This is a genomic window from Pseudoalteromonas gelatinilytica, assembly GCF_001641615.1.
Taxonomy (GTDB): domain Bacteria; phylum Pseudomonadota; class Gammaproteobacteria; order Enterobacterales; family Alteromonadaceae; genus Pseudoalteromonas; species Pseudoalteromonas gelatinilytica.
In genome coordinates, this window is the sequence record NZ_LRRU01000020.1 from 316352 (window position 1) to 337946 (window position 21595).

The 21595-nt window shown below is 40.4% G+C and carries 22 protein-coding genes and 1 tRNA gene; 17 read left to right on the forward strand and 6 right to left on the reverse strand.

Annotation, left to right across the window (positions count from 1 at the left end; all coding sequences use genetic code 11):
* Window positions 1-2 precede the first annotated feature (2 nt).
* The 9 genes from infC to NH153_RS14435 all read left to right on the forward strand — a co-directional run bounded on the left by infC (window position 3) and on the right by NH153_RS14435 (window position 8341).
* Entirely contained in the window at window positions 3-566 is a 564-nt protein-coding gene (gene infC / locus NH153_RS14395) for a translation initiation factor IF-3 (protein ID WP_082874073.1), read from the forward strand.
* Between the two features lie 207 nt (window positions 567-773).
* Entirely contained in the window at window positions 774-974 is a 201-nt protein-coding gene (gene rpmI / locus NH153_RS14400; RefSeq protein WP_054554888.1) for a 50S ribosomal protein L35, read from the forward strand.
* Window positions 975-989: 15 nt separating this feature from the next.
* Entirely contained in the window at window positions 990-1349 is a 360-nt protein-coding gene (gene rplT / locus NH153_RS14405) for a 50S ribosomal protein L20 (protein ID WP_036968189.1), read from the forward strand.
* 197 nt (window positions 1350-1546) lie between these two features.
* Window positions 1547-3343, forward strand: coding sequence for a M14 family metallopeptidase (locus NH153_RS14410; RefSeq protein ID WP_063705033.1), 1797 nt, complete (start codon window positions 1547-1549; stop codon window positions 3341-3343).
* Between the two features lies 1 nt (window position 3344).
* Window positions 3345-3986 (forward strand): MBL fold metallo-hydrolase, encoded by a 642-nt coding sequence (locus NH153_RS14415; protein ID WP_063705035.1) that lies wholly within the window; start codon window positions 3345-3347, stop codon window positions 3984-3986.
* A gap of 146 nt (window positions 3987-4132) precedes the next feature.
* Entirely contained in the window at window positions 4133-4591 is a 459-nt protein-coding gene (locus NH153_RS14420) for an Lrp/AsnC family transcriptional regulator (RefSeq protein ID WP_036968198.1), read from the forward strand.
* 144 nt (window positions 4592-4735) lie between these two features.
* Window positions 4736-6292, forward strand: a complete 1557-nt coding sequence (locus tag NH153_RS14425) for a SulP family inorganic anion transporter (RefSeq protein WP_063705036.1) — start codon at window positions 4736-4738, stop codon at window positions 6290-6292.
* Between the two features lie 154 nt (window positions 6293-6446).
* Complete coding sequence (locus NH153_RS14430) at window positions 6447-7520, forward strand: sensor histidine kinase (protein WP_063705038.1); 1074 nt, start codon at window positions 6447-6449, stop codon at window positions 7518-7520.
* Window positions 7517-8341, forward strand: coding sequence for a LytR/AlgR family response regulator transcription factor (locus NH153_RS14435; protein WP_063705040.1), 825 nt, complete (start codon window positions 7517-7519; stop codon window positions 8339-8341). Before NH153_RS14430 ends, NH153_RS14435 begins: the two co-directional genes overlap by 4 nt.
* Before the next feature lie 79 nt (window positions 8342-8420).
* Here the strand turns inward: NH153_RS14435 and pyk are convergent, their stop codons facing one another.
* On the reverse strand, window positions 8421-9854 hold the full coding sequence (gene pyk, locus NH153_RS14440) for a pyruvate kinase (protein WP_063705043.1): 1434 nt from the start codon (window positions 9852-9854) through the stop codon (window positions 8421-8423).
* A 422-nt stretch (window positions 9855-10276) separates the two neighbouring features.
* Between pyk and gndA the strand changes: the two genes are divergently transcribed.
* Window positions 10277-11650, forward strand: coding sequence for an NADP-dependent phosphogluconate dehydrogenase (gene gndA / locus NH153_RS14445; protein WP_054553937.1), 1374 nt, complete (start codon window positions 10277-10279; stop codon window positions 11648-11650).
* 54 nt (window positions 11651-11704) lie between these two features.
* On the opposite strand, the gene ansA is transcribed toward gndA, so the two are convergent.
* Window positions 11705-12715: an asparaginase gene (gene ansA, locus NH153_RS14450; protein WP_063705045.1), complete on the reverse strand. Its 1011-nt coding sequence runs from the start codon at window positions 12713-12715 to the stop codon at window positions 11705-11707.
* A gap of 59 nt (window positions 12716-12774) precedes the next feature.
* Entirely contained in the window at window positions 12775-14640 is a 1866-nt protein-coding gene (gene sppA / locus NH153_RS14455) for a signal peptide peptidase SppA (protein ID WP_063705047.1), read from the reverse strand.
* 199 nt (window positions 14641-14839) lie between these two features.
* Between sppA and NH153_RS14460 the strand changes: the two genes are divergently transcribed.
* The 7 genes from NH153_RS14460 (at window position 14840) to NH153_RS14490 (ending at window position 20072) form a co-directional block, all read left to right on the forward strand.
* Window positions 14840-16801, forward strand: coding sequence for an oxidoreductase (locus tag NH153_RS14460; RefSeq protein ID WP_063705050.1), 1962 nt, complete (start codon window positions 14840-14842; stop codon window positions 16799-16801).
* A 61-nt stretch (window positions 16802-16862) separates the two neighbouring features.
* A complete protein-coding gene (locus NH153_RS14465; protein WP_063705052.1) occupies window positions 16863-17573 on the forward strand; it encodes an HvfX family Cu-binding RiPP maturation protein in 711 nt (236 codons plus the stop codon).
* A 63-nt stretch (window positions 17574-17636) separates the two neighbouring features.
* The gene (locus NH153_RS14470; protein ID WP_063705054.1) at window positions 17637-18185 is read left to right on the forward strand and encodes an NAD(P)H nitroreductase; all 549 of its coding nucleotides are present in this window, start codon (window positions 17637-17639) and stop codon (window positions 18183-18185) included.
* A gap of 199 nt (window positions 18186-18384) precedes the next feature.
* A complete protein-coding gene (locus NH153_RS14475; RefSeq protein WP_063705056.1) occupies window positions 18385-18762 on the forward strand; it encodes a hypothetical protein in 378 nt (125 codons plus the stop codon).
* Window positions 18763-18836: 74 nt separating this feature from the next.
* Window positions 18837-18927, forward strand: a tRNA-Ser gene (locus NH153_RS14480).
* A gap of 51 nt (window positions 18928-18978) precedes the next feature.
* Window positions 18979-19380 (forward strand): hypothetical protein, encoded by a 402-nt coding sequence (locus tag NH153_RS14485; protein ID WP_082874074.1) that lies wholly within the window; start codon window positions 18979-18981, stop codon window positions 19378-19380.
* A gap of 74 nt (window positions 19381-19454) precedes the next feature.
* A complete protein-coding gene (locus NH153_RS14490; protein ID WP_063705059.1) occupies window positions 19455-20072 on the forward strand; it encodes an FKBP-type peptidyl-prolyl cis-trans isomerase in 618 nt (205 codons plus the stop codon).
* Between the two features lie 67 nt (window positions 20073-20139).
* Here NH153_RS14490 and fur read toward each other — a convergent pair whose 3' ends face one another.
* From fur to ybfE, 3 genes are all read right to left on the reverse strand, one after another.
* Entirely contained in the window at window positions 20140-20583 is a 444-nt protein-coding gene (gene fur / locus NH153_RS14495) for a ferric iron uptake transcriptional regulator (protein ID WP_063705061.1), read from the reverse strand.
* 190 nt (window positions 20584-20773) lie between these two features.
* Window positions 20774-21301 carry a flavodoxin FldA gene (gene fldA / locus NH153_RS14500; RefSeq protein ID WP_063705064.1) on the reverse strand — a complete coding sequence of 176 codons (528 nt, stop codon included), beginning with the start codon at window positions 21299-21301 and terminating at the stop codon, window positions 20774-20776.
* Between the two features lie 14 nt (window positions 21302-21315).
* Window positions 21316-21594 carry a LexA regulated protein gene (gene ybfE, locus NH153_RS14505; RefSeq protein WP_004586673.1) on the reverse strand — a complete coding sequence of 93 codons (279 nt, stop codon included), beginning with the start codon at window positions 21592-21594 and terminating at the stop codon, window positions 21316-21318.
* Between the last annotated feature and the right edge of the window lies 1 nt (window position 21595).

The window sequence follows — 21595 nt, forward strand, 5'->3', positions numbered from 1 at the left end:
TCTTGGAGGATCGTACCATTAGAGGCGGCAAGAAAGGGCAACAAACAGCTCAAAAAAATCGTATCAACGAAGATATTACAGCTAAAGAAGTTCGTTTAATTGGCATCGACGGCGAGCAAGCTGGTATCGTGTCATTAAAAGAGGCGCAAGCTATCGCTGATGATGCGGGTGTAGATCTTGTAGAAATCAGTCCTAATGCTGAGCCACCTGTTTGTAAGGTTATGGACTACGGTAAGTTCATCTTTGAGAAAAGCAAAGAACTAAAAGAACAAAAGAAAAAGCAAAAGCAGATCCAGGTTAAAGAAATCAAATTCCGTCCTGGTACTGACGAAGGTGACTACCAAGTTAAACTTCGCAGCTTGCGCAAGTTCTTAGAAGCGGGTGACAAAGCTAAAATTACTATCCGTTTCCGTGGTCGTGAGATGGCTCACCAAGAAATTGGTATCGAATTATTAAACCGTGTTAAAGCCGATTTGGAAGATGTATCACAAGTTGAGTCGTTCCCAAATCGTGTTGAAGGTCGCCAGATGGTTATGATGATGGCACCTATTGCTAAAAAGCAATAAACAGGGTATATTACGCACCGATTTTATTTCAGGTCTGCAAGTAACAGTTTACTGTTCACCTGAAATAACCGGTTTAAGTAAGGTTGCACTGCTTTTGTAGTGGGCCTTCACCGGATTATGGCAGTAAGTTAGGCCTTAAAAGTAGAGCTATTTTAATATCTCTCGCCTGCTTGCTAATTTTTAAGCAATACATTTGGAGTTATTGCAATGGCTTATAAGCTAAAAACTCACAGAGGCGCGGCTAAGCGTTTCAAGAAAACTGCTTCTGGCGGTTTCAAGCGTAAACAAGCGCATCTTCGTCACATTCTGACTAAGAAAACTTCTAAGCGTAAATTACACTTACGTCCTAAGATGATGGTTCATAAGAATGACCATGGTCTAGTTTCACGTATGTTACCATTCGCTTAATAGGAGTCTTCAGAAATGGCAAGAGTTAAACGCGGTGTTATCGCACGTGCACGTCACAAAAAAGTTTTAAAACAAGCTAAAGGTTACTACGGAGCACGTTCACGTGTTTACCGCGTAGCTTTCCAGGCAGTTACTAAAGCGGGTCAATACGCTTACCGTGACCGTCGTGCTAAGAAACGTACTTTCCGTCAACTTTGGATTGCACGTATCAATGCAGCAGCTCGTCAAAACGGTCTTTCATACAGCCGTTTTATCAATGGTCTTAAAAAGACTTCTGTAGAAATCGATCGTAAGATCCTTGCAGATATCGCTGTTTACGACCAAGTTGCATTCGCAGCGCTTGTTGCAAAAGCAAAAGAAGGCCTAGCGGCTTAATTTCGCTTTTCATAAAGTTTAAAAAGGAGCCTAGTGCTCCTTTTTTTGATCTTAAATAAAATTCATAAATAACAACGATTTTGCATAGCGTATGTCGTTTGCTCCATTTTTTTGTTGAATCACCGCAGTTTACGCAATCCATTCAGATTAGTTGTTATAATTTCCCCAATAGAATAAGTACCGCACTTGAGAGTGATATGTTTGCGAGTTTAGTGTTTTTATCTGCTGCAGTAACTTTAGACAGCCACTTACCCCCATTGTTGCCATGGCAAGGCGACAGTGTGTCTTTAATGCAAGAAAAAGGACCATTGACCACTGATTTTGAGTTAAGCAATGGCACATTATCGCCGAACTACACAGACACAATGGCGTTTGTAGACCGCCTTGTTGCAGCAAACCCAACGCAATTCAAAGTCACGACTATTGCAACTAGCAGTGCGGGTCGTGCGGTTAAGATGTTAGTGGCGAATGAACAAGGTTTATTTGATGCAAAACAACTTGTTGCAGATACTAAACCAACTATCTTCATTCAAGCAGGTATTCACAGCGGTGAAATAGATGGCAAAGATGCCATGTTTATGCTGCTACGCGATATTGCTACAGGTAAACGCCGCGATATTCTGAGTAAAGTCAATATTCTGTTTATTCCTATTCTAAACGTTGATGGTCACGAGCGTAGTAGCCAATATAACCGTATTAATCAGCGTGGCCCAGTAGAAATGGGTTTTAGAACGAATGGTTTAAATTTAAATTTGAATCGTGATTACACTAAGCTTGATACACCTGAAGTACGCGGTGTGATGCAAGTGATTAATCAATTTAAGCCAGATTTATACGTGGATGTCCATGTAACTGATGGCGCTGATTATCAGTATGACGTGACCTACGGCTATAATCCTGTTTTTTCTAGTGAGTCACCGAGCGTCTCAGAGGCGCTTGATAACTTATTTAAACCTGTTATTGATGCAAAATTAGAAAAAGCTGGGCATATTCCAGGTCCACTGGTGTTTGTAATGGACAAGCGCGAGTTTAAAAAAGGCTTAGCAGGTTGGGTTGCAACACCTCGTTTCTCGAATGGTTGGGGGGATTTACGTTCATTACCAACTATTTTGGTTGAAAACCATTCATTAAAACCGTATAAACAGCGTGTTTTAGGTACGTATGTGTTTATCGATGGCGCAATTGACGCCTTAGCTGTAAACGAAAAAGCACTGAATGATGCAGTTAAAAAAGAGCTCGATTTCAAACCAACGCAGTTAGTCGTTGAACGTGGTTATGCAAAAGAACCAGATACCATCGAATTTAAAGGTATCGCTTATTCAAGAACTGAAAGCGCATTGTCAGGGCAGCCTGAAGTTAAATATTTAGGTGAAGCTAAAAACTATGGCGCCTTGCCTATTTACTGGCAAAAAGACGTTAAAAAGACCGTAAATGTGCCAACCGCATTTTATATTCCGCCTGCGTACAGCCAATTGGTTAGTAAACTTAAATTACATGGCATAGAAGTAACGACACTCAATGAAACTGTTTCTGAGCCATTAACCCAAGCAAGCGTTGCGGATTATGCATTTGCAAAGGCTCCTTTTGAAGGGCGCTTTCGTGTAGAGGCAACATTTGAATACAACACTGTTGAAAATGTTGATATGACGGGTTGGTACAAGGTTTCAACCGATCAGCCATACTCTGAACTAGCTACGCATTTATTACACCCAGAAGCGCCTGATTCATTCTTTGCTTGGGGTGAGTTTAATACTATTTTTCAGCGCACTGAATACGTTGAGAATTACGCATTAATGCCGTACGCACGCCAAATGCTTAAAGAAAAACCAGCATTGGCTTTAGAATTCGATAAAAAAATTCGTGAAGATAAAAACTTTGCAAAAGATGCAGATGCACGTTTGCATTGGCTTTATGAGCGTACACCGTTTTATGATCAAGGCTATTTAAAATACCCAATTTTAATGGCGTTTGAGCAGTTACAAAAAGGACAATAACATGAAGGTAGTCGCTGTTCCTGTTACTGGCTTTGCGCAAAATTGCCGCATTATCATTTGTGAGCAAACGAATAAAGCTGCACTGGTAGACCCAGGTGGTGATGCAGAGAAGCTGCAAGCGGAACTAGCTGCGTTAAATTGTGAGTTAGAGGCAATTTACTTGACCCATGGTCACTTAGACCATGTGGGTGCTGCAAAGCAACTCGCAGATCACTTCAGCGTCGATATCATAGGCCCACATCTAGACGATAAATTTTGGTTTGACGCTTTGCCAATGCAAGCACAAATGTTTGGTTTTGCAGCCATCGCGCCATTTTATCCAACCAAATGGTTAGCTCATGGCGACACTATCACAGTAGGTGAACTTGTATTAGTCGTACGTCATTGCCCAGGGCATACACCTGGTCACGTTGTTTTTTATCATCAAGATTCAGAACAGCTGATTGTGGGAGATGTGATTTTTCAAGGCTCTGTTGGTCGTACTGATTTTCCAAAAGGGGATAGTGCGCAATTACTCAAATCAATTAAGTCTGAGATTTTATCTTTCTCAGATAACGTTGCTATTTTGCCAGGCCACGGTCCGAATACCACCGTAGGGCACGAGCGAAGAACAAATCCATTTATTAGTGGTCGATTTGGTTAATGCCAACTCGCACAAACAGCTAGTTATTTGATTAAGTGGATCTGTATAAAATTGCAATTTTTTTGCATAAATAGTAGAAAATAGGCAGACTGATTTTTAAATCAGTTATATAATTTAACCAGTATTTTTACAGAAAAAGAAATAAAATGTCTCTGAACCAAGTAGATCGCCAAATTTTGGCATTATTACAGCAGGATGCTAGCTTATCTACGGCAGAAATTGCCGATAAAGTTGGTTTATCTCAATCTCCATGTTGGCGTCGTATCGCTAAGCTTGAGCAAGATGGCTATATCAAAGGTAAAGTTGCTTTGCTTGATGAGAAAAAGCTTGGCTTTGATATGTTGGTTTATGCCCATGTTCGCTTATCTAATCACGGCAGAACAAACCTCGCTGAATTTGAGCGTTTGATCATGAGCTATGATGAAGTGACTGAGTGTTACAGCATGGCGGGTACGATGGACTTTATGCTTCGTATTATCTCTAAAGGTATTGAGGGCTACGAGCAATTTGTCCGTGATAACCTACTAAACCTTGAATTTGTTCAAGAGGTTCACTCGAACGTAACAATGACTTGCGTTAAGCGTAGTACGTCTTTACCTCTTTAATCTTTTTCTACTACGTTTTATTTTTTCAAAAACGGTTAGTGCTTTTCGGTACTAGCCGTTTTGTTGTTAATAATTGTTAACTTTTGCGGATTTTGCTAGAATTCTGCGCCTTGCCGAAATGCACTCATTACAAAGAGGATTTTAATGTTTAACTTACTCAGCAAAGCGCCAAGCTCTGCTAAAAACGATATATTATCAGGCCTGACCGTTGCGTTAGCCTTGGTACCAGAAGCAGTCGCGTTTGCTTTTGTTGCTAATGTTGAGCCTTTGGTTGGTTTATATGCCGCATTTATTGTTGGTTTAATCACGGCTATTTTTGGTGGTCGTCCAGGTATGATTTCTGGTGCTACAGGTGCACTAGCCGTTGTGATGGTAAGTTTAGTATTAGATCATGGCGTAGAGTATTTATTTGCAACCGTCTTGCTGATGGGGATACTGCAAATACTTGCTGGCATTTTTAAGCTGGGTAAGTTTATCCGAATGGTACCTCACCCAGTTATGCTGGGTTTTGTTAATGGTCTTGCGATTGTTATTTTCTTAGCGCAACTCGGTCAGTTCAAAGTGCCTGATGGCATGGGTGGTCAACAGTGGATGGAAGGACAAGCTCTTTACATCATGCTTGGTTTAGTGGCTTTAACCATGGCCATTATTCATTTTTTACCTAAGTTAACCACAGCCGTGCCTTCATCGTTAGTGGCGATTGTTACCGTGACTGCAATCGTGATTGGCTTTGATTTAGAAGCGCGCACTGTACTTGATTTCTTAAAAGGTATGACTGGTAATGAGCAGGCAACCATTGCCGGTGGCTTACCTGAATTCCATATTCCAATGGTCCCGTTTAACTTAGAAACGTTTAAAATCATTTTTCCATATGCATTAATTTTAGCGGCGATTGGCTTAATTGAGTCGTTATTAACGCTGACCTTAATTGATGAAATTACCGAAACCCGCGGTCAAAGTAATAAAGAGTGTATTGGTCAAGGTGCTGCAAACATTACCTGTGGTTTCTTTGGGGCAATGGGTGGTTGTGCGATGATTGGTCAATCTATGATCAATATTAACTCGGGTGGTCGTTCACGCTTATCGGGTATCACTGCTGCGCTAATGCTGCTTGTGTTCATTATTTTTGCAGCAGGGTACATTGAAATGATCCCACTGGCAGCGCTAGTGGGTGTTATGTTCATGGTTGTATTGGGCACCTTTGAATGGGCAAGCTTTAAGATGATGAAGCGTGTACCAAAATCGGACGCGTTTGTTATTGTACTTGTTTCAGGTGTTACAGTAGCGACAGACCTTGCAATTGCGGTATGTGTAGGTGTGATTGTGTCTGCACTGGTTTTTGCTTGGCAACATGCTAAACACATTTACACGAGTAACTACATTGATGAGCAGGGCTCTAAAGTGTATGAGCTTCATGGCCCATTATTCTTTGGCTCGGTTAAGAATTTTGCTGAGTTATTTGATGTTAAAAATGACCCAGAAGATGTGATCATTGAATTTAAACACAGCCGTGTCGCTGATCACAGCGCAATTGAAGCAATTGATAGCCTAGCTGATAAATATGCTAAAGCAGGCAAACAATTACACTTGCGTCACTTAAGCCCAGACTGTATTCAGTTATTGCATAAAGCACGTGATTTAGTTGAAGTAAATGTCATTGAAGATCCACATTATAAAGTGGCATCAGATAAATTAGCTTAAAAATCAAGCTTAGGAAAAGCGAAGGCGGGATCGTCTTCGCTTTTTTTATATCTGCAGAATGCGGTAAGGCTATTAAAAATTAAGATAGGCGGCAGTGCTTTGTTCTCGTGACTATCGGTATAATAAAAATAATTATGAAAGGTAATCTGATATTTTGAATTGGCAATCATTAGTTGATAATCGACAACGCTTTTTCTGGGTGCTGCAAATTGCAGGCTGGATAGGGTATGCGTTAGTTAATTATATCGGCTCTAAAGTCTTTGAAATGCGTGATATTTACGTATTTGTTATTGTATTAAACGCTTACGCAGGCTGTTTAATGACAGTACCTTTGCGTTATATGTATCGTAAAGTCTGGAATGCCTCGCCATGGGTGTTGATGCTTGTTGTATTTGGGGCCTCTTATGTTACCGGTACATTGTGGGCTGTTGTTCAAAAATTCAATTTATGGGAAATCTACCGTCACGGTTACCGACCAAATGAATGGTTTTATTACTTTCAACAAGGCTTAGATTCGGTTTATATCATACTTTGTTGGAGTGGCTTGTATTTTGGTATTAAGTACTACCAGTTGTTGCAAAGTGAGCGCCAAAAAGCCCTTAAAGCAACCACCATGGCGCACGAAGCACAGCTGAAAATGCTGCGTTATCAACTTAATCCACACTTTTTATTTAATACTTTAAATGCCATCTCAACCTTAATTTTGGTAAAAGAGAACAAAGATGCGAATTTAATGGTATCTAAATTGAGTGACTTTTTACGTTACACACTCAATACCGATCCGATTAAGAAAGTACCGTTAGAACAAGAAATTCACGCTTTGATGTTGTACTTAGAGATTGAAAAAGTACGCTTTGATGAACGTTTACAAGTTAACGTCGAAGTAAGCGAACAGGCAAAAGAAGCCTTAGTACCAAGTTTGATCCTCCAGCCTATTATCGAGAACTCGATTAAATATGCGATAGCGCAATTAAATGAAGGCGGTGTGATTGATATTAAAGCACAAGTTTTTGCAAATGAACTATTATTGGAAGTAGGCGATAATGGTCCTGGCACTGAGCTAAAAAATGGCCAACTGGTTAATTCACAAGGCGTTGGCATAGCAAATACACAGGACCGCTTAAAAACACTTTATGAGAACAACTACTCATTCGTTCTCTCTGACAATACGCCAAGTGGATTAAAAGTTAATCTGCGCGTTCCGTTTGAAAAGGCTGTTAAGAAATGAGCAAAATTAGAACTTTGATCGTTGACGATGAACCGTTAGCACGTAAAGGCTTAGCTGTTCGACTATCTGAGTTTGACGATATAGAAGTCATTCGTTTATGTAGCAATGGTCAAGAAGCAATTGATGAATGCGTATCAGGCAATATTCAATTGGTTTTCTTAGATATTCAAATGCCAAATATGAACGGTTTTGAGGTGGCACGTGCACTTAGTGAAAGTGTTAACCCATTACCAGCAATTGTATTTGTTACAGCTTTTGATCAGTTTGCTGTTAAAGCATTCGAGATTCATGCGTTGGATTATATTCTTAAACCAGTCGATGACAACAGACTAAAACAGGCGGTAGAAAAAGTGCATACCTATTTAAAAACGCAACAAGATAACGCCCATAAGAAAAAACTAGCGAGCTTTGTTGCAGGTATTACCGGTAATAATTGCGAAGAAATTTTAAAGAAGTTAGCAACGGGCGATAGCCTAGCTGATCGTCGTTATCCTGAATCGTTAGCAGTAAAAGAGCAGGGCGAGATTGTTCGTGTCCCTGTGGTGACAATTCAATGGGTCGATGCGGCTGGTGATTATATGTGTCTACATTGCCAAGACGGGCAAACGCATATTCTTCGTAAAACAATGAAAGAGCTTGAACAAGAGCTTGATCCACAATTATTCGTGCGTGTTCATCGCAGCGCAATTGTGAATACAAAACAAATTAGCAAACTTGTTACCCAAGTGAGCGGTGAGTATCTTTTAGTGTTAGATAACGGCCAAGAATTAAAAGTAAGCCGTAGTTATCGCGACAAAGTGAAAGCAGCTCTGGCGAGCTAATAGCTGTTTAAAACTAAATCAGCTAAAAACAAAAAAGGCGCAATAAATTGCGCCTTTTTTAATGAATAATTGTAACCGTTTAAACGGTTACAATTTTCATCGTGTTTGTCGCACCAATCGTTTCCATCGCATCACCGTGAGTTAAAATCACAGTATCACCAGCAACAAGCGAGCCTTGCTCAACAAGTGTGTTCAATGCGTCACGTACCATGCTGTCATCTTCACATTTCGTTGAATCGAAGAATACAGGGTAAACACCACGGTAAAGTGCCGTTTGACCAAGTGTGCTTGCATGGCGTGATAACGAATAAATTGGTAAGCCAGAACTAATGCGCGACATTAATTTAGCTGTGCTGCCTGATTCAGTCAGTGTCACAATCGCTTTTACAGAATCAAGGTGGTTAGCTGCATACATCGCCGATAACGCAATTGATTCTGCATTTGAAGAAAAACGGCTGTCTAAACGGTGTTTAGAAACGTGTGTTTCTTTTTGTGATTCGGCACCTAAACAAACGCGAGCCATAGTCGCTACAGTTTCTTCAGGGTAGTCACCAGCAGCTGTTTCAGCTGATAGCATAACGGCATCAGTACCATCTAATACGGCGTTTGCAACGTCCATAACCTCAGCACGTGTTGGCATTGGGTTATCGATCATAGATTCCATCATTTGTGTTGCAGTCACAACAGTACGGTTAAGTGAACGAGCACGGCTAATGATCAGCTTTTGTTTACCAACAAGTGCTGCATCACCAATTTCAACACCTAAGTCACCACGCGCAACCATTACTGCGTCAGATGCTAGAACGATATCGTCAATTGCTTCAACAGTTTCAACTGCTTCTGCACGTTCGATTTTTGCAAGAAGTTGTGCGTTTGAGCCCGCAGCTTCTGCTAAAGAGCGAACATAACGCATATCATCGCCACTACGTGGGAATGATACAGCAATATAATCAACACCGATTTCAGTCGCTGTGATTAAGTCTTCTTTATCTTTATCAGTAAAAGCAGGGGCTGTTAAACCACCACCTAAACGGTTAATACCTTTATTGTTCGAAAGCACACCGCCAACAGTTACTGTTGTGTGTACTAGGGCACCATCAACGCTATCAACTGTTAATTGAATCAAGCCATCGTTTAAAAGAAGTAAGTCACCTGATTTAACATCATTTGGTAATTCTTTATAGTCGATACCAACAGCATTAACGTCGCCTTGACCTTTTTCCATTTTTGCATCAAGGGTAAATTTTGCACCTACTTCAAGGTTTACTTTACCGTCTTTAAACGTTGATACACGAATTTTAGGACCTTGTAAGTCTGCAAGGATAGCAACGTGTTTGCCTAAACGCTTAGCAATGCTACGTACCGCATCTGCGCGGTCTTTGTGATCTTGTGCTACGCCATGTGAGAAGTTCAAACGAACCACATTTGCACCTGCACGAATAATTTTTTCTAGGTTGTTATCGCGATCGGTTGCCGGTCCAAGGGTCGCAACAATTTTTGTGCGTCTTAGCATCAAATTCTCCTGTGCGCTTAAATTTTTAAGCGAATTGATGGTTATCTATTAAAATGTCGTGCTATAAACCTTCTTCATTGGCTTATACATCTGCACGAAGTAGAACTCATAAGTAAAAAATGATTGTTTTTACTTATGAGGATCTGGCTCTTTGTATTAATTATAGAGTATACAAAGGGTGAATGACGTTATTATGACACCGGTGTCAGGTAGCGTCAATACACATACCTTTTTAAAGGGTATTATAAAAATCTGGTCCGATGCCTTAGTAATTTTGATATACTGAGTGCAACGTCGCTTCATGATTTCGATGATTTATCTCAAGTTGGCTTACAAGCTCGCATTTTTGGGCTGCTTGGGTATAATGCGCGCGTAATTATTTTGATTAACTAACCAATAGTTGTTACCGAGGAGGACACTAAATGCAAGTTGCATTAGTAGGGTTAGGCGTTATGGGTAAAAATCTTGCCCTCAACCTGATTGAAAAAGGGCTGACATTAGTAGCTTATGATAAAAACCCAGATGCGGGTGCCGAGTTACTAAGCTGTGCGAAAGCACTAGGTTTGGCAGACCGTTTACATATTGTGTCTGATTTAAATGATATGGTTAGACGCTTAGAGCCGCCTCGTTCGATTCTACTTTTAGTTCCTGCTGGTGAATTGGTTGATAAAGTATGTACAGAGCTTGCAGAAGCAGGTGTTGACTGTGATGACATTATCGTAGATTGCGGCAACAGTAACTACAAAGATGGCATTAGCCGTAAACTTAAATATCAAAACAAATTTGAATTTGCCACTATGGGTATTTCTGGCGGTGCAGAAGGTGCACGTCACGGCCCTGCAATGATGGCAAGTGGTTCAGAAGGCGGCTGGGAGCGTGTTGAGCCGTGGTTTGAAAAAGTAGCGGCAAGCTACAAAGGTGAGTCGTGTTTCGCGCGTGTAGGCCAATCTGCAAGTGGTCACTTTGTGAAAATGGTTCATAACGGTATCGAATATGCGTTAATGCAATTAATTGCTGAAATGTATCAATTACTGCGTTTAGGTACTAATCGTTCACCAAAAGAAGTGGCTGACATCTTCAATGAATGGTCAGAAGGCACTTTAAATAGCTACTTACTGTCAATTTCAAGCCATATCTTAAGCCTTGAAACGACAGAAGGTGAGCCGCTCGTTGATTTAATCGACAATAAAGTTGGCGCGAAAGGCACGGGTTTATGGACTGCACAAAATGCCCTAGAGCTTGGTATTGCAGTGCCATCACTAGTTGCAGCTGTTCAAGCTCGTCACTTAACAAATACCTGTGATACGCATGCTGCAAAAGAAATGACTTACGCTGCTAAAGCAACGGATACCGTTGATTTAGATTTAGCTGAGTTAAAAGATGCATTCACATTGGCAAGTTTACTTGCTTATCGTCAAGGTTTAGCACTTATCAAAGGTGCGTCACGTGCGCATCAGTGGAAAGTTGATCTTTCTAAAACGCTACAAACTTGGCGCGCAGGTTGTATCATCCGTGCTGATTACTTAGACAATGTCGCTGAAGGTGTAGAATTTATTGATTCTATGCAGCGTGAATCAGCAGCATTACGTAAGGTAACGGGTGCAGCCGTTGCATCTGGTTTAGCTTTCCCTGTGTTAACAGCAACACAAACTTACATCGCAACGTTAACAACGCCGAGTAATGGTCATCTTGTACAAGCACAACGTGACTACTTTGGTGAGCATGGCATTAAAACTCACAGTGGTGAGATTTGCCATTTAACTGACTTAGTTGAGATTGACGAAAAAGTTCGTTAATTATCAAAGTATAAAAAAAGGCACCCTTAGGTGCCTTTTTTGTATCTACTGTATTTAACGGCTTAACTCACCGCGTAGGTTGTCTTGCATCAAGTGACGAATCGTCTCTACTTCAAGCTTTTGACTAAATAGGTAGTGTAACTTGGTCAAACATGCTTCTAATGTCATATCGTAGCCACTGATCACGCCACAGTTTAATAAAGCATTACCGGTTGCATAACCGCCCATATTAACATGGCCTTTTAGACACTGTGTTAGGTTAACAATCACCATGCCACGTTTGCTTGCGTCATTAAGAATATCTAAAAATGCGGGATCTTGCGGGGCATTACCCACACCAAAGCTCAGTAAAACAAGTGCTTTGATATTGTCATTAACTAAGCTTTTCACCACCTCAGGACTGATCCCCGGATATAGGTAAAGTACACCAATAGGCTGTGGCGTGATATTCGATACCTGTAGTTCGTTATCAACGTAAGGGCTAAGTTGACCTTTGATTAGTTGAATATTAATTCCTGATAGTGCTAATGGTTCAAGGTTTGGTGATGCAAACGCATCAAAGCCATCAGCATGGGCTTTTGTCGCACGGTTACCACGGAATAATTGATTATTGAAAAACAGGCTTACTTCTGCAATTGGATAATTAGCGGCTAAATACATTGCATTCAGTAAGTTGACTTGGCCATCAGAACGAAGTTGCGACAAGGGAATTTGCGAGCCTGTCACAATCACAGGTTTCGTTAGGTTTTCGAACATGAAAGACAAAGCAGAAGCCGTGTAGGCCATGGTATCGGTGCCATGTAAAACCACAAAGCCATCATAGTCTTGGTATTTACTCTTAATATCGTCAGCAATTAATTGCCAGTGGGCAGGGGACATATCTGAAGAATCAATGAGTGGGCAATATTCGTGAATATCAAACAAAGGCATTTCATCACGATTAAACTCTGCATTATTGACCACTGTTTCGGTTAAAAAACCCTCTGCCGGTACATAGCCGCGGCTCGATTTTTTCATACCGATGGTACCACCCGTATAGGCGATATATATACGTTTACGTTTCATAAAAAAAGCCCAGTTAAATAACTGGGCTTAGTATACCTAAAATCGTTTAGCTAAGTAACTTATTGAATTACATTACACACTAAACAACGAGCGTAAACGCCTTGTGGATCGTTGTAATCTTTTAGGTTATCAATTTCACTACTTAACTGATTAATAAGGCTTTGTAAGTTAGCTTGTGTTGCTAGTACTGAGTGTGATGAATCAGACTTAGCAAAGAAACTCTTAACAGCCGCTGTGCCAAAGATATCTTGCAGCATTTGCTCTTGTGGTGTTAATGACTGTTTGATGGTCTTAACATCATAATGATTAAGTTTAGCAAGCTCAGCAGCAGCCTTAATTGCATCTTGCTTATCGCCAAGTTTATCAACTAAACCCAGTTCTTTTGCTTGAGTTGCAATCCATACACGGCCTTGGGCAATTTTATCCACTTGCTCAGGGGTCATGTTACGTGCTTCAGCTACGACATTTAAAAAGCGTTTATATGCATTTTCAACGCTCATTTGAATGATGTTTGACATCTTCTCATCTAGTGGACGTGCAATAGAGAAGCCAGCAAGGTCAGTTGTTGCAACACCGTCAGAGTAAATACCTAACTCAGCCATGGTGTTTTCAAACGTCATGAAAGTACCGAACACACCAATTGAACCTGTAATTGTGCTAGGGGCTGCCCAAATTTCATTGGCAGCTGATGCAATCCAATAACCACCTGACGCAGCTACTGAGCTCATTGATGCGATAACCGGTTTACCTGCTGCTTTAAGTGCTAATACTTCAGCACGAATAACTTCAGAGGCAAACATACTACCACCACCTGAATCGATACGAAGCACAACCGCTTTCACTTTATCATCAAGACGTGCTTTACGAAGTAGGGCAGCTGTAGAGTCACCACCGATTTCACCTGCTTTACGTTCGCCATCAACAATGGTGCCTTTAGCTACAACAACAGCTACTTTTTCAGTAATTGGGTTATCGAACTCAACAGGCGGTTTTACAAGTGATAAATACTCACGGAAGCTTACTTGTTTAAATGTTTTACCTGTTTCTTCAGTACCGACTAATTCAATAAGTTGCTGGCGAATTTGTTGCGATGTTTTTAAAGAATCAACCCATTGATTTTTTAACGCGTACTGACCTGAGTTACCGTCAACTGCTTGCATTTTTGCAAGGTAAACATCCATATCTTCATCAAAATTGCTTTCATCGAATGGACGGCTCGCTGCAACGTCAGTTTTGTACTCGTTCCAAAGTGCAGTCAACCAAACGCTGTTCGCTTCTTTTGCCGCATCTGACATATCATTACGAATGAATGGTTCAACCGCTGATTTATAAGTTCCCACACGGAAAATATGTTGAGTCACTTTTAACTTTTCAAGCGCGTCTTTGAAGTACAGTGGGAACATACCATAGCCTTCAATGCTCACACCACCATATGGGTGCATAGACACTTCATTGGCATGGGCAGCAATATAATATTGTGCTTGTGTATAGTAGTAGCCCGTCGCAATAACTTGCTTGCCTGCATCTTTAAACGCATCAATTGCTTTAGTTATTTGTTTTAGCTTATTAATGTGCGCGCTTGGCATTTTTTGTAGGTCAAGAAGCATAACAGTGATGCGATCATCTTTAGTTGCTTCGTTGATCACTTCAATGACATCATCAAGAAGAATTTCTGATGGCGCTTCTTTGCCCATAGTTGCATCGTTGATGGCTGCTTCTACAGGATCAACATAGGTTTTTTCTTCAACAATAGGGCCATTTAAGTTTAGGCGTAGCACGGTTCCGTCTGCTACTTTTACTTGATCTTCTTCACCTGTTATGGCGACAAAGAAGAGTATTACTAGTAATAGAAATAATATGTTTAGGACCAAACGGCGGGAAAAATTAATCCCGGTCCAAATGCCTTTAAATATCTTTGCTAGCAAAATAAATCCTTAATTCAGTACAGCTTAGTAGTGAACTCATCTTAGCTTAGAATAACTTTAAAATTAACTGTTAAATAGTAACAGAGTGTTTAAAACGACAATTTGCTACAGATTAATTACGAGTGAAAAGTTGATTATTCTAAGTTATTGCCGCAGAATCTATTTCAAATAGAGGTTCGACCAGTTAACGGGGCACACAATGTTAGAACAAAAATTACAATTACCGCATACCGAACTTCGTAATCGTTTGGTTATGGGCTCAATGCATACCGGCTTAGAAGAAGGCTGGCATAACCGTAAACGCTTACGTGCATTCTACGAAGCACGTGCTAAAGGTGGCACGGGCTTGATTATTACAGGTGGCTACAGCCCAAATATTCGTGGCAAGTTATCTCCGTTCGCATCAACATTTAATTCTTTCTATGATGTGATCAAGCACAAAGCATATACTGATGCTGTGCATCAACATGGCGGAAAAATTTGCTTACAATTATTGCATGCAGGTCGCTACGCGTATCATCCATTCAATCAAGCACCAAGCTCGATTCAGGCTCCTATTAATCCATATAAACCTAAAGAAATGTCGTTAGGGTCGATTAAAAAAACCATCAAAGACTTTGCAAACTCAGCAAAACTGGCTGAAAAAGCAGGTTATGACGGTGTTGAAATTATGGGTTCTGAAGGCTATTTGATTAATGAATTCATGGCTAACCACACCAATAAAAGAACAGACATCTATGGTGGTAGTCTAGAAAACCGTATGCGCTTGGCGGTAGATATTGTTAAAGCTGTACGCGCTAAAGTAAGTCAAAAGTTCATTATTGTATTTCGTTTGTCTGTGATGGATTTAATTCCTAATGGATCAACACCCGATGAAGTAAAGCAACAAGCCCTGGCACTTGAACAAGCTGGCGTTGATATCTTTAACACTGGTATCGGTTGGCACGAAGCTCGTGTCCCAACCATTGCCAGTATGGTACCAGCAGGTGCCTTTAAAGAAGCATCAAAACGCTTAAAAGATACGGTATCAGTGCCAGTTATCGCGGTTAACCGTATTAACACTCCAGAAATTGCCAATGGAATTTTAGAAGCAGGCGAGTCTGATTTAATCTCAATGGCACGTCCTTTATTGGCTGATCCTGAGTTCTTTAATAAGTACGCGAATAATAAAGCTGAGCAAATTAATATTTGTATTGGCTGTAATCAGGGCTGCTTAGACCATGTATTTAAAAATAAACGTGCTACCTGTTTGGTTAACCCACAAGCTGCGTTTGAATTAGATTATAGCCTTGAAAAAGCACCATCTTCTCGATTAGTACTGGTTGTAGGTGCAGGCCCTGCAGGCCTTGCTGCAAGTTGTTACTTAGCAGCGAAAGGTCACAAAGTGACTTTAATTGAACGTAAAGAACAAATGGGTGGCCAATTTAATTTAGCCATGCAAGTACCGGGTAAAGAAGACTTTAACCATACCCTTAACTACTTTACTAATGAATTAAAGCGTTTAAATGTCGATTTACAGCTAGGCACTGAATTTACCGACAATATGCTTAATCAATACGATGATGTGGTGTTTGCAACAGGTGTGCGTCCGCGCGAAGCGAAAATCGAATGCAGTGATGGCAAACGAGTATTCGCTTACGATGAAGTCATTCGTGGTGAAGTAGAACTCGGTGAGAAAATTGCGATTTTAGGTGCCGGTGGTATCGGTTTTGATATGGTTGCCTTTTTAAGTGAACACAAAGGACAAACAATTGAGCAGTTCAAAACTCAATGGGGTATTGAATGCGAAGCCGCGCCCGAAAAAGACAATCGCCAAATTTACATGCTTAAGCGAAGTGCAGGGCGGTTTGGTAGTGAACTGGGTAAAACAACGGGGTGGATCCATCGTCAAGTTGCCAAACAGCACGGTGTTAAACAAATCGCTGAGTGTCAGTATCTAAGCTTTGATAAGCAAGGTTTGAAGATTACTGTAAAGGGTGAAGAGCAAATCCTCGATGTTGATACTGTGATTGCCTGTATTGGTCAGGTGTCTAATACTGAAACGTTCGACAATCAAACCGAAAACGCTAAAGTTCACGTGATTGGTGGCGCAAAACTAGCTGCTGCTATCGATGCTAAACGTGCGATCTTTGAAGCGCTACAAGTTGCGCGTAAAATTTAATTGAAAGTAAACTAGAAAACGTGCGGTCTGTGTGATTAATCTATTTAGTCACGAGACCGCTATGTTGAACACACACCTAATACCCCTTTACCAACGCATCTTAAATAAACTGCAGTTTCTAGATGGGCTTCCCAGCCTGTTAATTCGCTTGATCTTAGCCCCAGTGATGATCATTGCCGGCTTTAATAAACTAGCTTTGAGCGGTGATGTAACTCACATCTATCAATACTTTTTAGCGTCAGAAGATATTGTTGCTTGGTTCGGCAATAGTGAATGGGGTTTAAGCCTACCCATGCCCTCTGTATTAGCTTTTTTAGCTGCATGGACTGAGTTTTTAGGAGGGATCTTTATATTATTGGGTTTATTTACTCGTTTAACCGCAATTCCGTTGATGATCACTATGTTGGTTGCTGCGACGACCGTGCATGCTAGTAATGGCTGGTTTGCTGTAACACCCACAGATGCCAGCACGAGCCCTGCAAGAGTGCTGAATTGGCTTGCAATACCAGGAAGTGAAGCTAGTTTAGTTAATTCAAATGAAGCCAGTGAGCGATTAACGAAAATGCGTGAGTTGCTAGAAACACATGGTTATACAGAGTACCTCTATGCAAAAGGGAAACCAGTGATATTAAATAATGGTATTGAGTTTTCGGCTATCTATTTTGTGATGTTATTAAGTTTATTTTTTACAGGCGGTGGTCGTTTCGTCAGTATTGATTATTGGTTAACTAGAAAAGTATCGAATAGCTTTATTGCTCATAAAGATCAATGATAAGCTTGGGCTTTCCGCCCCTATTAATAAGGGGCGTCGTACTTAAGCATTTACGGAATATTCATGGACGCTTTAACGCTATTACAAACTCGACAATCAGATCCTCGCCTTATCGCACCAGGGCCTACAGCTGAACAACTTGACATAATTAAGCGTGCAGCCATTAAAGTACCCGATCATGGTTGTATTGCGCCTTGGCGTTTTATTGTGGTTGAAGGCGACGCACGTAATAAATTGGGTGAAATTTACCATCAAGCCGCTGTTGCTGAAAACCAAGATGATAGAACCATTGAGCGTGCTAAAGAGCTACCGCTGCGTTCACCTATGATGATCATTGCCATTGCGGATGTGAAAGAAAATCCAAAAGTGCCACGTATCGAACAGGTTCAAAGTGCGGGCTGTGCAGTACTCGCTATGCAACAAGCCGCATTTGCTCAAGGTTTAGGGGGAATTTGGCGCACAGGTTATTTTGCACAAAGCCCTGCTGTTAAAGCGGCACTTGGCTGTAAAGAAGACGATGAAATTGTAGGTTACCTCTATTTAGGTACGCCAGAAATTGACATTAAAAAACCTATTAGGCACAAACCTGAGTCGTTTTTTGAGAATTTATAAATAGTAGGAACTTTTATACAGTTAAGCAGTCAGACACTATTAAGCTTACTTATGTTAGTTTTTTCAGATTTAGCTTAGCTGTAAGAAGCGCACGGATGCAAAAAACGAAATAATTCTTCTTCAGTGTGTTTTTTAATCGGTTATTTTTTGTTAACGTATGGATGGTCTTAAAAAAATAACGATAAAGAAGACGAGAACAATGGGAAACTTATTTTTACGTGAAAAAGAAAATTGGTTCGCTTGGTCAGTTTGGGGCGTAATAGGCGCTGTAGTAACCTTCTTAGTTGCTATGTCTACGAAGCAACCTCATTACCTTGGCTTATCTGCTGTAGTAGTATTATTTCTACTTACATGGTGGATGCAAAGTACTAAACGATTCGATTTTGGCCGCGCTTTTAAAATTTGTTGCTACGTTTTAACGATCACCTGTTTACCCGCTTTCGCGTTAGTCATCATACCAAGTTACAATCTTAATAAAATTGATGTGATAGTGCAGGGCTCTGGATTTGCTTTAGTTAGTTTAATTGTTTGCTTAATTTGTTCATTAATTGCAAAACGGCCTAAACAGTATTACTGAAAATTACTTTTTTAAAGTTTTTTACAATTAAGACTTTACAACGAACGCGGTAAACACTATTATGCGCGCCGTACGGAGAGATGGCAGAGTGGTCGAATGCACCGGTCTTGAAAACCGGCAGGGGTTTGTAGCCCCTCTAGGGTTCAAATCCCTATCTCTCCACCATTATTTAAAAAACCGCCTAATTGGCGGTTTTTTGCTATCTGGAGATAAGTAATGTCTACAAGCGAGTCTTCTTCTACACAAATGCGCATAATTAAACATGTTTTGCTTTGGTGTATCTTTTCTTATTTTTATCACAGCGGCATTAATGTGCTTGTCGCTATGGCCCATGATGCGCAGCCCGACTACGGTTTATTGTCTTCGATTGCTTATGGTATCGGCTTTAATGTATTAGTCGGTCATTTGATCAGTAAGTATGATAAACATTGGCCATTAATTGCTGCTGCTGTTATTGCAACTGTGGGTCTTATTGCTGTGCCTTTAGTTATGTTCGGTAAAGAGGGGTTAATGAATGGGATTTTTATTGCCTCAATGATTGCCACACTACCTGTTTCTACATTTGTGATTGCTAAAATAAAGCAGCGAATTAGTGCAAACACTGAGCAAACGCAGTAAAACTAAGCGATATTCGTCGTTTTTTTATGTTAGTATGGGCACGTCTTTTAACTAAATAAACGTGAATTAAAAACATGTCAGATAATTTTACAACAGACGCTGAAAAAGCAAGTTACGGTATTGGTTTACAAATGGGTGAGCAATTAAAAGCAAATCCATTCGAAGGTTTAAACTTAAATTCTGTATTTGAAGGTATGAAAGACGCATACACTGGTAACGATTTCCAAGTTGAAATCCCAGCAATTCAAGCAGCTTTCGAGAAAATCAATGCTGAGATCCAAGCTCGTCGTGAAGAAGAAGCTAAAGTTCTTGCAGCTGAAGGTATCGCATTCTTAGAAGAAAACGCGAAGCGTCCAGAGATCACAGTTACTGAATCAGGTCTTCAATTTGAAGTATTAACTGCAGGTGAAGGTGAAAAACCAACTGCTGATTCAACTGTTCGTACGCACTACCACGGCACATTAATCAACGGCACTGTATTTGATAGCTCTTATGAGCGTGGTCAACCAGCTGAGTTCCCAGTAGGTGGCGTTATCAAAGGTTGGACTGAAGCACTTCAAATGATGGGCACTGGTTCAAAATGGCGTTTATACGTACCTCATGAGCTTGCTTACGGTGAGCGCGGTGCAGGTGCAGCAATCGCTCCGTTCTCAACGCTAATCTTTGACGTTGAGTTATTAGAAATTATCTAATCGATTTCTAATAGACATAAAAAAACCTGCTTAATGCAGGTTTTTTTATGTCTGAAGGAATAGCGAATTAGCTATTTGCTTCAGCGTATTCTTTACACGCAGCGGTGTCTTCGCATTCACCATAAAGGTAAAGAGAGTGGTTAGTAAGCTTGATGCCATTCTCTTTTGCGATTTCTTCTTGACGACGTTCAATTGTATCGTCTTCGAACTCAACAACTTTACCACATTTTAGGCACACTAAGTGGTCATGGTGAGTGCTACCAGATAATTCAAATACTGACTTGCCACCTTCGAAATGGTGACGAGAAACAATACCTGCATCATCAAATTGGTTAAGAACACGGTAGACAGTTGCAAGACCAATCTCTTCGCCTTTGTCTAAAAGAATTTTATAGACATCTTCAGCGCTGATGTGTTGGTTGTCCGGAGATTGTAGAATCTCTAAAATTTTAATACGTGGCAAGGTTACTTTTAACCCTGCTTTTTTTAATTCCAAGTTGTGATCAGTCATTCAATCTGTCTCAATTTTATTTAGTTATACTAGGCATCATAAAGATGCACACGACACATTAGCAACTATTAGAATAACGTGCCTAGTTATTAAGTGCAAAGAACAATTCGTTTAATTGCCGATTTTTCAGACAAATATGAACTGGTTGTGCATCTTTACATCAGCTAGTAAATGCGAGTAGTACTTGTTATTAATCAGCAAGTTCCGCTAAACACATTTCATCATAAACCTGAGCACACCAGTCTTTAACACGCTTTTCAGTCAATTCTGGTTGACGGTCCTCATCAATACCTAAACCAACAAAATGGCCGTCATCTACTAGTGCTTTTGACGCTTCAAAATCGTAGCCTTCAGTTGACCAATGACCCACTACAATTGCGCCACGCTCAGTAACGATATCGTTGATCATGCCCATTGCATCTAAGAAGTATTCTGCATAGTCTTCTTGGTCACCACAGCCGAAAATAGCAACTAGTTTACCTTCGAAGTCAACTTCTTCTAATTCAGGGAAGAAATCATCCCAGTCACATTGTGCTTCACCGTAGTACCAAGTTGGAATACCGAATAACAATAAATCGAATTCAGCAATCTCTTCTTTAGAACTCTTTGCAATGTCATGAACCGCTACAAGCTTTTTACCTAATTCTTTTTGAATCATTTTAGCTACGTGTTCAGTATTGCCTGTGTCGCTTCCGAAAAAAATACCTACGCTTGACATGGATTTAAAACCTTCTATCTATCAATAGCCAATCTTTCTTGTAAAATTGTTTCAATCAACGCGCTACGGCTAATATTCTGCGCATCTGCCATATCGCTTAACGCTTGATATAACTGTGATGAAACCTTAAATTCTACACGCTTTAAACCACGTGCTTTATCTCGCTTTATTTGATTACGTTTGTTTACTTTTAATTGCATATCGCGAGGTAGGGGATTTGTTTTCGGCCTACCTGGACGCTTTTCGTATTCAAATAAATCGGGTGTTGTTCTATCTGTTTCTGACTTTGCCATG

Coding starts and splice junctions, on each gene's coding strand:
- NH153_RS14485 (WP_082874074.1), top strand. CDS start 18,979: ATGTCTACAAGCGAGTCTTCTTCTACACAAATGCGCATAATTAAACAT.
- NH153_RS14410 (WP_063705033.1), top strand. CDS start 1,547: ATGTTTGCGAGTTTAGTGTTTTTATCTGCTGCAGTAACTTTAGACAGC.
- rpmI (WP_054554888.1), top strand. CDS start 774: ATGGCTTATAAGCTAAAAACTCACAGAGGCGCGGCTAAGCGTTTCAAG.
- NH153_RS14415 (WP_063705035.1), top strand. CDS start 3,345: ATGAAGGTAGTCGCTGTTCCTGTTACTGGCTTTGCGCAAAATTGCCGC.
- fldA (WP_063705064.1), bottom strand. CDS start 21,301: ATGTCAAGCGTAGGTATTTTTTTCGGAAGCGACACAGGCAATACTGAA.
- gndA (WP_054553937.1), top strand. CDS start 10,277: ATGCAAGTTGCATTAGTAGGGTTAGGCGTTATGGGTAAAAATCTTGCC.
- rplT (WP_036968189.1), top strand. CDS start 990: ATGGCAAGAGTTAAACGCGGTGTTATCGCACGTGCACGTCACAAAAAA.
- NH153_RS14465 (WP_063705052.1), top strand. CDS start 16,863: ATGTTGAACACACACCTAATACCCCTTTACCAACGCATCTTAAATAAA.
- NH153_RS14425 (WP_063705036.1), top strand. CDS start 4,736: ATGTTTAACTTACTCAGCAAAGCGCCAAGCTCTGCTAAAAACGATATA.
- fur (WP_063705061.1), bottom strand. CDS start 20,583: ATGACTGATCACAACTTGGAATTAAAAAAAGCAGGGTTAAAAGTAACC.
- NH153_RS14460 (WP_063705050.1), top strand. CDS start 14,840: ATGTTAGAACAAAAATTACAATTACCGCATACCGAACTTCGTAATCGT.
- NH153_RS14470 (WP_063705054.1), top strand. CDS start 17,637: ATGGACGCTTTAACGCTATTACAAACTCGACAATCAGATCCTCGCCTT.
- pyk (WP_063705043.1), bottom strand. CDS start 9,854: ATGCTAAGACGCACAAAAATTGTTGCGACCCTTGGACCGGCAACCGAT.
- NH153_RS14420 (WP_036968198.1), top strand. CDS start 4,133: ATGTCTCTGAACCAAGTAGATCGCCAAATTTTGGCATTATTACAGCAG.
- NH153_RS14490 (WP_063705059.1), top strand. CDS start 19,455: ATGTCAGATAATTTTACAACAGACGCTGAAAAAGCAAGTTACGGTATT.
- ansA (WP_063705045.1), bottom strand. CDS start 12,715: ATGAAACGTAAACGTATATATATCGCCTATACGGGTGGTACCATCGGT.
- ybfE (WP_004586673.1), bottom strand. CDS start 21,594: ATGGCAAAGTCAGAAACAGATAGAACAACACCCGATTTATTTGAATAC.
- NH153_RS14435 (WP_063705040.1), top strand. CDS start 7,517: ATGAGCAAAATTAGAACTTTGATCGTTGACGATGAACCGTTAGCACGT.
- NH153_RS14475 (WP_063705056.1), top strand. CDS start 18,385: ATGGGAAACTTATTTTTACGTGAAAAAGAAAATTGGTTCGCTTGGTCA.